Origin of the sequence: Mucilaginibacter arboris, from assembly GCF_009754915.1 — a bacterium.
Lineage (GTDB): Bacteria > Bacteroidota > Bacteroidia > Sphingobacteriales > Sphingobacteriaceae > Mucilaginibacter_A > Mucilaginibacter_A arboris.
Genome location: NZ_WPIK01000048.1, coordinates 1 through 1,356, shown reverse-complemented (window position 1 = coordinate 1,356; position 1,356 = coordinate 1). Strand labels below are relative to the sequence as shown.

Here is a 1,356-nt window from a genome sequence, read left to right as displayed (position 1 = left end):
CTTTTATTTTTACTGAGAATTTTAGGAAAGGTCATTATATTGTTGTTATGCAAGATGTATTGACTATTCGTGTGAGGCCAAGCAGGGCTAGGTAAACAAGAGTTATACCGTAAAAAAGGGATTGCCCACACGATTTTATTCTCAGGAGTCTGAACAGTACTTAAGGCCGGTAACTTCGAGCCAGGATAAAACAAAAGAATAGACGAAGGAGGATTAAGTCGGTACGATTAAATTCTTTATCATGGCTATTATCAAACAATCAATCGGGATTGATATCTCAAAAGCTACATTCACGGCATGTGTATGTCAGCGTTCGCAGGACGGTCAGTTAACGTTCTCAAAGGTTTTAAATTTCAGCAATGAAACGAAGGGTTACAACCAGTTTCTCCGTTGGATAAAGGGCGTAACCGTCACCGGTACTGAGCTTGTTTTTTTAATGGAAGCTACAGGGGTGTATTACGAGAACCTGGCGCACCATCTTCACAAGATAAAAAAGACGGTGTATGTAGTATTGGCGAATACTTCTAAGCACTATTTTTCCAGTCTGAACATCAAGACCAAAACAGATGTAGTTGATGCCAGGGTATTAAGCCAGTTTGGGGCAGAAAGGGCCCACAAGCCCTGACCGCCACCGCCAACTGCCTTGTTGCAGCTAAGGAACCTGACCAGGTATTATGTACAATTACAGGAGCAAAAGACTGCCCTTGGCAATATTAAACACAGCAAGGACTGTTCTTACGAAATCCAAAGCTTTATGATAAAAAGTAATAAAGGGCTTATCGCCCAGATCGATAAGCAGATTGGGCAATGCCTTAAGGAGATAAAAAGGCTGATAGAATTGAACAAGGAATTGAAAGCCAAGATCAATAAACTGAATACGATTAAAGGTATTGGCCTGATAACAATAGTTACGACCTTGGCAGAAACGATGGGCTTTGAGCAGTTTAACAGCGCCAAGCAACTTGTCCAGTTATGCTGGTTATGATGTAGTTCAGAGGGAGTCTGGAACCTCCATAAAAGGAAAGACCAAAATATCCAAAAAAGGCAACAGGTACATCAGAAACGCACTTTACTTTCCTGCAATGGTAGCTTGCAGGTATAATCCTGTATTAAAAGAAAACTACTTAAGAATAATTCAAAAGAAAACCTCAAAGATGATCGGGCAGGTTGCAATACAAAGAAAGCTACTGGCACTGATGTACACCTTATGGAAAAACGACACGGAGTTTATTGAAAACTAAGTAGCCCCGACCCAAAGACCGAGGCTACGCAAGATAGTTCGAGAGCTGAACTTCTTTGAAATACAAAAATACTTTTTTGTCTATTTATTTGGAATTGATAACAGTACCTTTTTTT

At 40.1% G+C, this 1,356-nt stretch carries 3 protein-coding genes; all 3 read left to right on the top strand.

The window, feature by feature from the left end; genetic code table 11:
* The first annotated feature begins 241 nt into the window (after positions 1–241).
* The 3 genes from GO621_RS18640 to GO621_RS18630 all read left to right on the top strand — a co-directional run bounded on the left by GO621_RS18640 (position 242) and on the right by GO621_RS18630 (position 1,241).
* A complete protein-coding gene (locus GO621_RS18640) occupies positions 242–625 on the top strand; it encodes an IS110 family transposase (protein WP_157569906.1) in 384 nt (127 codons plus the stop codon).
* A 129-nt stretch (positions 626–754) separates the two neighbouring features.
* Positions 755–985 carry a transposase gene (locus tag GO621_RS18635; RefSeq protein WP_198170324.1) on the top strand — a complete coding sequence of 77 codons (231 nt, stop codon included), beginning with the start codon at positions 755–757 and terminating at the stop codon, positions 983–985.
* Positions 963–1,241 carry a transposase gene (locus tag GO621_RS18630; RefSeq protein ID WP_198170323.1) on the top strand — a complete coding sequence of 93 codons (279 nt, stop codon included), beginning with the start codon at positions 963–965 and terminating at the stop codon, positions 1,239–1,241. Before GO621_RS18635 ends, GO621_RS18630 begins: the two co-directional genes overlap by 23 nt.
* The last annotated feature ends 115 nt before the right edge of the window (positions 1,242–1,356 follow it).

Coding starts and splice junctions, on each gene's coding strand:
- GO621_RS18640 (WP_157569906.1), top strand. CDS start 242: ATGGCTATTATCAAACAATCAATCGGGATTGATATCTCAAAAGCTACA.
- GO621_RS18635 (WP_198170324.1), top strand. CDS start 755: ATGATAAAAAGTAATAAAGGGCTTATCGCCCAGATCGATAAGCAGATT.